This is a genomic window from Pseudomonas sp. NBRC 111119 (genome assembly GCF_001320125.1).
GTDB lineage: Bacteria > Pseudomonadota > Gammaproteobacteria > Pseudomonadales > Pseudomonadaceae > Aquipseudomonas > Aquipseudomonas parafulva.
In genome coordinates, this window is record NZ_BCAV01000050.1 from 57,478 (window position 1) to 66,322 (window position 8,845).

Annotated in this window: 8 protein-coding genes, 1 tRNA gene and 1 pseudogene; 3 read left to right on the forward strand and 7 right to left on the reverse strand. The window is 54.0% G+C overall.

Translation table 11 applies throughout. From position 1 onward, the window contains the following. From tusD to APH25_RS18590, 3 genes are all read right to left on the reverse strand, one after another. Positions 1-393, reverse strand: coding sequence for a sulfurtransferase complex subunit TusD (tusD, locus tag APH25_RS18580; protein WP_028633597.1), 393 nt, complete (start codon positions 391-393; stop codon positions 1-3). Between the two features lie 86 nt (positions 394-479). Beyond that, a complete protein-coding gene (locus APH25_RS18585) occupies positions 480-1,859 on the reverse strand; it encodes a nucleobase:cation symporter-2 family protein (protein ID WP_060482948.1) in 1,380 nt (459 codons plus the stop codon). Between the two features lie 210 nt (positions 1,860-2,069). Beyond that, positions 2,070-2,741, reverse strand: coding sequence for a Bax inhibitor-1/YccA family protein (locus APH25_RS18590; RefSeq protein ID WP_028633595.1), 672 nt, complete (start codon positions 2,739-2,741; stop codon positions 2,070-2,072). A gap of 133 nt (positions 2,742-2,874) precedes the next feature. Here APH25_RS18590 and APH25_RS18595 point away from each other — a divergent pair. Both APH25_RS18595 and APH25_RS18600 read left to right on the forward strand, forming a co-directional pair. Beyond that, positions 2,875-2,962 (forward strand) — tRNA-Ser (locus tag APH25_RS18595). Positions 2,963-3,072: 110 nt separating this feature from the next. Further along, positions 3,073-4,248 (forward strand): annotated as a pseudogene (locus APH25_RS18600) (IS66 family transposase); the annotation flags it as partial. Between the two features lie 271 nt (positions 4,249-4,519). On the opposite strand, the gene APH25_RS18605 reads toward APH25_RS18600, so the two are convergent. Next, positions 4,520-4,756, reverse strand: coding sequence for a hypothetical protein (locus tag APH25_RS18605; protein WP_082428386.1), 237 nt, complete (start codon positions 4,754-4,756; stop codon positions 4,520-4,522). Between the two features lie 148 nt (positions 4,757-4,904). Further along, positions 4,905-5,414 (reverse strand): DUF6650 family protein, encoded by a 510-nt coding sequence (locus APH25_RS25540; RefSeq protein WP_156333227.1) that lies wholly within the window; start codon positions 5,412-5,414, stop codon positions 4,905-4,907. Between the two features lie 688 nt (positions 5,415-6,102). On the opposite strand from APH25_RS25540, the gene APH25_RS18615 reads away from it, so the two are divergent. After that, positions 6,103-7,152, forward strand: a complete 1,050-nt coding sequence (locus APH25_RS18615) for a hypothetical protein (protein WP_060482951.1) — start codon at positions 6,103-6,105, stop codon at positions 7,150-7,152. A 118-nt stretch (positions 7,153-7,270) separates the two neighbouring features. Here APH25_RS18615 and APH25_RS25545 read toward each other — a convergent pair whose 3' ends face one another. Continuing rightward, positions 7,271-8,047, reverse strand: coding sequence for a hypothetical protein (locus tag APH25_RS25545; RefSeq protein WP_156333229.1), 777 nt, complete (start codon positions 8,045-8,047; stop codon positions 7,271-7,273). A gap of 278 nt (positions 8,048-8,325) precedes the next feature. Next, the coding region (locus APH25_RS18620; protein WP_156333231.1) for a transposase at positions 8,326-8,845 on the reverse strand (520 nt) is incomplete at its 5' end.

Sequence of the window (8,845 nt, forward strand, 5' to 3'; positions counted from 1 at the left end):
TCAATCGCCTCCAAAACACACGAGCCGATCAGCCAGCTGGGCCGCTTCGTGCAACTGGCCAAGGCCGGAGAGTTCCCAGGGCGCCGGCAGGTTCACGGCGGGGCGCTGGTAACGGTTGGCTTCGGCTTCATCCAGCACGCCACGGCGCAGCGCAGCAGCAATGCACACCACCGCGTCGAGCTGGTTGGCCTGGATAAACGCCCGCCATTGCCCGGCCACATCCAGTTCGTCCTGCGGCACCACGAGGTTGGCCGAGGCACTGTGCACCCCGTCCTGATAGAAGAACAGCCGGGCAATCTCATGCCCGCCAGCCAGCACCGCCTCGGCGTAACGCAGGGCGCGCCGGGAGGAGGGCGCATGGGCCGGGGAGAACACCGCGATAGCGAATTTCATGGCTAACTCATGCAAAGGGATGCCGCCATGATAAAGCAAAAAAGCCTGCGCTCGCTTGCCGCAGGCTTTTGCCGGTGCTTGGCGGGTCAGGCCTGTTCCTTGCCTTCTGGCAGGAACCAGTTCAGCACCAGTGCACAGATGCCGCCGGTGGCCACGCCAGATTCCAGCACATTGCGAATGGCCGCCGGCATGTGCGCCAGGAACTCCGGCACCTGCGCCACACCCAGGCCCAGAGCCAGGGAAACGGCGATGATCAGCAGCGCGCGCCGGTCCAGCCGGGTGCTGGCCAGAATATTGATGCCAGAGGCCGCAACCGCGCCGAACATGACCATGGCGGCGCCGCCCAGCACCGGCTCCGGCACTGCCTGAATCACCCCGGCCACGCTCGGGAACAGCCCCAGCAGTATCAGCATCACGGCAATCCACACGCCGATATGCCGGCTGGCGATGCCGGTCAGCTGTATCACGCCGTTGTTCTGCGCAAAAATCGAGCTGGGGAAGGTGTTGAACACGCCGGCCAGCAATGAGTTGGCACCGTTCACCAGCACACCACCCTTGATGCGCCGCATCCACACAGGCCCTTCTACCGGTTGCCGGGACACCTTGCTGGTAGCCGTCACGTCACCAATGGCCTCCAGCGAGGTGACCAGGTAGATCACCAGCATCGGGATGAACAACGCCCAGGAGAAGCCCAGGCCGAAGTGCAGGGGCGTCGGTACCTGGAACAGCGCCGCTTCATGCATGCCGGTAAAGTCCAGCCGGCCCAGGTAGCCGGCCAGTGCATAGCCCGCTGCCAAGGCGATGACGATGGCGCAACTGCGCAGCCACACCACCGGGATGCGGTTGAGCACCACGATGATCGCCAGCACCACACCCGACAACAGCAGGTTTTCGCCATTGGCGAAGGTGCCATTGGCCATGGCGCCAAAGCCGCCGCCCATGCTGATCAGGCCGACCTTGATCAAAGTGAGGCCAATCATCAGTACGACGATGCCGGTGACCAGGGGCGTGATCAGCCGTTTAACGAACGGCAGAATGCGCGAAACACCCATCTCTACAAACGAGCCGGCAATCACCACGCCAAAGATCGCGGCCATGACCCCTTCAACCGGTGTGCCTTGCTTAACCATCAGCGCACCCCCGGCAATCAGCGGGCCGACGAAGTTGAAGCTGGTACCTTGCACGATCAGCAACCCAGCCCCAAACGGACCAAAGCGTTTGCACTGCACGAAGGTGGCGATACCTGAAATGACCAAGGACATGGACACGATCAGATTGGTGTCCCGCGCCGATACCCCCAGTGCCTGGCAGATCAGCAAACCCGGGGTAACGATAGGCACAATGATCGCCAACAAGTGTTGCAGCGCCGCCAACAGGCTGATGGCCAGCCGTGGCTTGTCCTCAAGGCCCAATACCAGTTCATTGTCAGGCGCCACGGCGCCTGGGCTGTGTTCATTCGAGCTCATTGCGCAAGCTGCCCCGGAAGAAAAAGGAGCGCATTCTACGGGCTGGATCGCATCAGTGGTAGCGCCAAGCCAGCTACACACGCAATCGGCGACGTTTTGTTCATTTAGCTGACTTTATAGTCAGAATAATGATTGGAACTGGTTCAGGCCGGACACGTGCGACAGGCACAAAAAAGCCCGCCGAAGCGGGCTTTCAAGCATGGCAATGGATCAGTCGCTGCGACCCATGATGCCGAACAGCTGCAGCAGGCTGACAAACAGGTTGTAGATGGAAACGTACAAGCTGATGGTCGCCATGATGTAGTTGCGTTCACCACCGTGAATGATCGCGCTGGTCTGGAACAGGATGCAGACCGACGAGAACAGCACGAAGCCCGCGCTGATCGCCAGTTGCAGGCCGCTGATCTGGAAGAAGAAGCTCGCCACCACGGCACCCAGCAGCACGAAGAAGCCTGCGGTGATGAAGCCGCTGAGGAAGCTCATGTCCTTGCGGGTAATCAGCACGTAAGCCGACAGGCCGCCGAACACCAGTGCAGTCATGGCAAATGCCGAGCTGACGACTTCAGCGCCACCGCTCATGCCCAGGTAACGGTTGAGGATGGGGCCGAGGATGAAGCCCATGAAGCCGGTAAGGGCGAAGGTGGACACCAGGCCCCAGACCGAATCACGCAGTTTGGCAGTGAGGAAGAACAGCCCGTAGAAGCCGATGAGCACGACGAACACGTTCGGATAGCCGAAGTGCATTTGCTGGGAGATGAAGGCCATGAGGCCGCTGAAAGCGAGGGTGAGCGCCAGCAGGCTGTAAGTGTTGCGCAGGACCTTGCTGATCTCCTGCTGCTCGACCTGCTGGCCGTGGTGGACGGCGTAATCCTGTTCGCGCATGGCGAGACTCCTAGGTGGACCTGTGGTTTGGAACGTTCAGATGGTAGGAGTCTACCAGAGCTCCTGCAACCCGCGACACAGAGAGTTTGACAGCTTGTTTCATTACGGTATGATGGCGCCCGCAAAACAAGCTGGAAGCGTGGCCGAGTGGTTTAAGGCAACGGTCTTGAAAACCGTCGATGGGCAACTATCCTAGAGTTCGAATCTCTACGCTTCCGCCATATTCAAAGCCTTGATTATTCAGGGCTTTTTGCGTTTTTGGGGCTTAGAAAAACCACCCTTGGGAATGGTTTGATTTGTCAGCGCTGACAATACCGGCGTTTTTCAAGGTGGTTGCCGCAAATACGTGATTGGCGAGCAAACCAGCGAACAGCTCGACATCGTGCCGATGCCGATCCGTGTGCTCAAACACGTACGCAAAGTCTATGGCTGCCGTGGTTGCGAAACTGCGCCGGTCACCGCTGGCAAGCCGGCGCAATTGATCGAAAAGAGCATGGCCAGTCCCAGCGTGCTGGCCATGTTGCTGACCACCAAGTACGTCGATGGCCTACCGCTGCACCGCTTCGAGACGGTGCTGAGCCGACATGGTATCGAGATCCCCCGGCAAACCCTGGCGCGCTGGGTCATCCAGTGCAGCGAACACGTTCAGCCATTGTTGAACCTGATGCGTGACCGCTTGCTGGAAAGCCCGGTGATCCATTGCGACGAAACCAGAGTGCAGGTGCTCAAAGAGCCGGATCGTGACCCGACCAGTCAGTCCTGGATGTGGGTGCATGCCAGTGGCCCGCCTGATCGACAAGTCGTGCTGTTCGATTACACCACCAGCCGCGCGCAGGAGGTGCCGCTGCGCCTACTGGAGGGCTATCGCGGCTACGTGATGACCGATGATTACGCCGGCTACAACGCGTTGGCGCTACAGCCGGGTGTTGAACGACTGGCGTGCATGGCGCATGCCCGGCGTAAATTCGTCGAAGGGCAGAAGGTGCAGCCCAAGGGCAAGACCGGTCGCGCCGATGTTGCGCTGACGATGATCAACAAGCTGTATGGCATCGAACGCGACCTCAAGGATGCCAGCGATGAACATCGATTTATCGGTCATCAGGAACGAAGCCTGCCGATCCTTGAGCAGTTGAAAAGTTGGCTCGACAAGATGCACTCGCAAGTGACACCGCAAAGCGTGCTGGACAAGGCGGTGTACTACCTGGCAAACAACTGGAACCGCCTGGAACGCTAGGTCGAGGCGGGCCACCTGCCGATCGACAACAACCTGGCAGAGCGGGCCATAAAGCCGTTTGTGATCGGGCGCAAGGCTTGGCTGTTCAGTGACACGCCCAAGGTAGCCACGGCCAGCGCGCAGATCTACAGCTTGGTCGAAACCGCCAAGATCAATGGCCAAGAGCCCTATACGTGGCTGCGCCAAGTACTTGAGCGACTGCCGCATGCGTCGTCAGTAGCAGACTACGAAGCGCTGCTGCCATGGAACTGTTCGCCAGAGATGCCACGGTAACCTTGGCTTCCACCTTGCGGTAGGTGGGGTTCATGGATCGGTTACGATTTTCTGCTTGTTTTCCGTCTGAGCTCATCTGTAATGCCCTTGCTTAGGTTGGTGGCTAGTGCCGCCTGGCTGACTAAGCGGTCACCATCAGAATGGTGATCATTTCTGCCGCAAGCAGAGCGCGCAGGCCTGGATGGTCGCAGGCGTGAGGGTGGACGCCCGCCGGGCCAAGACACGGAGTGGCTTGGTGTACGACAGCCGTCCCCAGCGGGGCACGCCCAAATCACAGTGCCTTCAAGCGGAGCTCCAGGCTGCGATGCTCCCATGTAGATAACAGAGCAATGGGATCCGTCCGATCTCCTGAGCTAAAATCCCAACGCTGCCCTACTGGGCTCACAGCTTGCTCGCAGTAATCCAGTTCATCGCAGTCGTTGTAGAGCGTGATTCGCCAGCCCTCAACATCCATGACAAAGTGACAGGCGTAGAGCTCGTCCCAGGTCTGCTCGCCGATCTTGGCCATGCTCCGGCGCCCGAGCACCACGTCGCGCAGCACCTGGCAAACGTCACGGGCCGTCAGTCCAGTTGATGATCTATTGTTACAATCGTCTAATACCATCAGGGGGCAACGTTCATTTGCTTACTAATTTGTAAGGCGTTTTGGCAGTCTTTTATAATTTAAACCTTTCCAAGTCAGATAGTTTTGCATTGCTTGGGAGTCGTCGTTTAAGTAGGCGATACAATTGTTGGCCTGGGAAGAATTGCACGCTTCGGCATAGGGAAAAAATGCATATGGCCATATCTCTATGCCAAATACTAAGAGCCATCGTGTGCTCTTCGCTATTTTCGTTTGACTCAAGCCAGTAAAGAAAATCGTTGCATACACGAATAATTGTGCTCATGATTTCTTCGGCGGGTCGAGACAAGGACATCGTTTGCATAGATGATACCGTTTGATCTCTAATTTGAATTACAGACATGGAAAGCCATTCTGGTCGAACGGGCTTGCTATGGCAAGAATCCCCTAGCTCATCGAGAGCAAGCGATCTTTTACTATCAAAGTGCATAAGTAGTTTTATGATGGTGTCGGCCTCTGGGTTAGAGGGCTGCCAAGAAATACCGAAGAATGGGGTGGAAATCCCTGTTAGCTTTGACACTGCAGCGGTTATCTTTTTTCTCATTTGCTTTCTCCTTCTTAATAACTACTTCCATGCTTGAAGAAATCGGATTGAAGTAGAATTTTTCATATGGTGTCAATGTAGCACTGCGCTGTGAGATTAGGTCGCACATGGCTCTGATTGGGTCACATCGTGCGAGCCGCTGATGCTGGCTTGCTCTTCGCCTACCTGTCCAGTGGGCCTAGCTCTTACCTCGGGTGCAATCAACCATTTCAAGAGCTCAGGTCGAACGCGGCCCTGTTTGCGCTCATATGCCTCTGTGGCTGCATACTGATCGTATTTGTGGGTCATCGTCTATATCTTGCTCCGAAGCTGGTAAGCAGGCTTGTAGAGAGCAAGCTCTGCGTTGGGGGCGAGCGCAGCATCGTCCATATCCAGAGTAGGCTTATGGGCAAGCGCTCCAGGGAGTACAGAAAGCAGATCAACTCATCCGCTCTCGGGACTGAACAGCCGGCTGAGCAAATCACCTGTTGGTGTGTCCCTGTACCGCACCTGCAGCTCCACCCGCTTGGCCACGCGGCTCTCTCCGGACAGCAGGCTCAAACTACACGTTTCGAATGGCGGATCGCTATCACCATAGCTATGCTATGGAAGCATCACAGGTGAGTCCTGTTTAAATCCTCTGGTATTCAGCCTGTTTTGAAAGTTTAGCCTATTGGACATACAAGACTCAGCCTCAAAGGAGGCAGCCATGCGTACGCAACGAAAAGCAATCTTAATTAGCGTTGTTTTTCTGCTGGGGGCGATATCTGCCCATCAAGCTAAGGCGGATGACTGCTTTAAGGTTTTGCCGGATAACTCAGATATTGCAATATCTCCGGATGTTCTAAATAGAATTTCAAGCGCGAACCTAAAAGCTAATGATTTTTACCGGGTGCTTATGGTTGTTGCTAATTATGAAACAAATGGTTGTTGGGCTGGAGCCACTGGTGACTTTGATGGGCAACTTCTTTCAGCGGGAATTATGCAGTGGAATTTTAAGTCTGGGTCAATTCAGCCGCTTATCAAGAGGTACAAGGAAAAATTCAAAACTGAAGAAGAGTTTATTGTGAATAGGAAGCGATTGATGCCGAACTATGGGGGTCAGTTTTTTGATGTTTCGTGTCGCTCTATTCCAGTGAAGGACAAGTGTTCTGAGTTTTTGCGAATTAACACGGATAGTGTAAGTAAGAGGTTGAAGCCTGATTTTCGGAGAGAGGTTAATGCGTTGTTTGACGATCTAGTAATGCGCCAGATTCAAGTAGATGTGTTCGGAAGGAGCTTAACTTCGGTGCTTGACGATCTCAGTAGGGTATATAAGGCTCCCAAGCCAAAGGCTTGGCAGGTTGCTTGGGCTATTGATATAAAAACTCAGCAGGGTGGTAAGTTTCCAAAGGATGCAAGTATAAAAAGAGTTAAGGATAGTATCGCAAGTAATGCACCTGGTGAACGGAGTAAACAAGTCAAGGGGATTATAATGTGGTACCACGGGCAATGCTTGTCCGGGGATACAGACGGTGTGAAGAATGATTATGAATATAATGTGGGTCTCTGGAATGACTTGGCTGAGAAAATTGTAGAGGACTCCACAAGGGAAGAGGCTGTTCACTATACATATTTGATTAGTAAAACAGCGGCAAATATTGACGGTCGTTACCAGCCTGATGCATTTCAACGCAGGGCTACCATTGTTTTTGGAAAAGGTAGTGTGCATGGGAGGCAGGTTGATTTTAGCCCTCTTTATTTAACTGGAGGTAAGTGAAAAGACGGATTTAAGTAATGGCCGGTGAGGGGTGTTTAAGCTTGTGTAGATTTATCTTTGTTGTATGGGGTGTGAGGGGCTCCCTGTGGGGTTTTACTGATTGGCAATTTAAGGGTTGCTATTTTTTGTTCGGAGTAAGCCCTAATCGCTCGCTGTCCTCTGGGCTTTTCCCTATTTGTTTTTCTGTTTTGTCTCTTATGGAGGCTTTTAAGAGGTTGCGAATCCCTGTGGGTGTGCATCGGCTAATGTAAGTATTTAAGTCCGAAATTGCAAGGTCAAGTGAGTCTATTCTATCAGGCCAAATTCCACTCGTGGCGGTGACTCTCTTTAATATTTCGCGTTTGTCTTGAACTTGTGCGGATATGACTAAATCTTGCAAAAGTCCGATGTCGGTAGATGCTAGGAATGCGGTGTTGTAGGCGTCGAATGAAGAAGATGTAAAGCCAAATGCAGCGCCTGCTGCGCCGGTTACTGCTGAGCCCGCATCGGCAAGACCGAGCAGAGCGGTTGTCAAGCTTCCCGCCAGCGTTGATTGTTTCTGTGCATATTCCCGGTGTGCTCGAGTAAAGTCGATTTTTGAGAAGTAGTGGCTACAAAGCAGATCTTCATAAGTCATCCCCGCTTCCATGAATGCTCGTAACTTCGCCTGAGTTGGATTGTCTTTTGCGGCTGCATATGCCGATGCAAATCTATAGCCTTGAGAGCTAAATTTTGGTGTTGAGGGCGAGTTTGTTGAGGCCTTATCGGGAGAGGTTTTAGGTAACGTTGGGCCTGAATATAGTGGGTTTTGCTCGTTATAGGGGGTTTGATAATTTGGAAAATTACTGCAGGCTGCAGGGAGGGCTGTTGTGATTATCAGATAGAGGGTTGCCCTCTTTTTGTGGGGTGATTTCATTCTAATTCCTCGAGCTTTACTCTTTGAAAGGTTCGATTCTGGACTGCTTTTGCTCAATATTTTCTATGCTTTTCGAGTCTGTCACATCCTAGATGTGCAGTGGAATAGCTCCCCTAACTCAACCTTAGACGCTAAAGCGCAGAATGTCGAAGAGCTATGTGGTAAATTTCGTCGCCCTGATCGTGTGAGGCTAACCAAACTATAGATGATCGACTACTTCTCGCCGGCTTTTTGTAAGCGCTCCATGAACCCCACCTAACCAATAATGGGCAGAGCACCTAGCTGTGTGTTTGAGGTGTGCAATTCCACGGTAGCAGCGCTTCGTAGTCTTCCACTGAGCACGCCTGCGGCAGGCGTTCCAGTGCGTGGCGCAGCCACACATAGGGCTCTTGGCCGTTGGCTTTTGCCGTCTCTACCAGGCTGTAAAGTTGTGCGCTGGCAGTAGCACCTTTGGGCGTGTCACTGAACAACCAGTTCTTTCTCCCGATGACAAACCGGCGGATCGCACGCTCGGCTGCGTTGTTGTCGATCGGTAAGCAGCCGTGCTCGACGTAGCGTTCCAACTTGCTCCAGTTGCTGGCCAAGTAGCCGATGGCCTTGCCCAAGGCATTCTGCGTCGTGACCTGAGGTTGCGTTTTCTCTAACCAGCTTTTCAGTTGAGCCAGCAATGGCAGGCTGCGCTCCATGCGGGCAGCCTTACGATCTTCATCGCTGCTGTCCTTAAGGTCGCGCTCGATGCCATAGAGCTTGTGAATCAAATTCAGTGCGATGTCTGCCCGGCCAGTTTTACCCTTGGGA

Coding starts and splice junctions, on each gene's coding strand:
- tusD (WP_028633597.1), bottom strand. CDS start 393: ATGAAATTCGCTATCGCGGTGTTCTCCCCGGCCCATGCGCCCTCCTCC.
- APH25_RS18585 (WP_060482948.1), bottom strand. CDS start 1,859: ATGAGCTCGAATGAACACAGCCCAGGCGCCGTGGCGCCTGACAATGAA.
- APH25_RS18590 (WP_028633595.1), bottom strand. CDS start 2,741: ATGCGCGAACAGGATTACGCCGTCCACCACGGCCAGCAGGTCGAGCAG.
- APH25_RS18605 (WP_082428386.1), bottom strand. CDS start 4,756: ATGGCCAAGATCGGCGAGCAGACCTGGGACGAGCTCTACGCCTGTCAC.
- APH25_RS25540 (WP_156333227.1), bottom strand. CDS start 5,414: ATGAGAAAAAAGATAACCGCTGCAGTGTCAAAGCTAACAGGGATTTCC.
- APH25_RS18615 (WP_060482951.1), top strand. CDS start 6,103: ATGCGTACGCAACGAAAAGCAATCTTAATTAGCGTTGTTTTTCTGCTG.
- APH25_RS25545 (WP_156333229.1), bottom strand. CDS start 8,047: ATGAAATCACCCCACAAAAAGAGGGCAACCCTCTATCTGATAATCACA.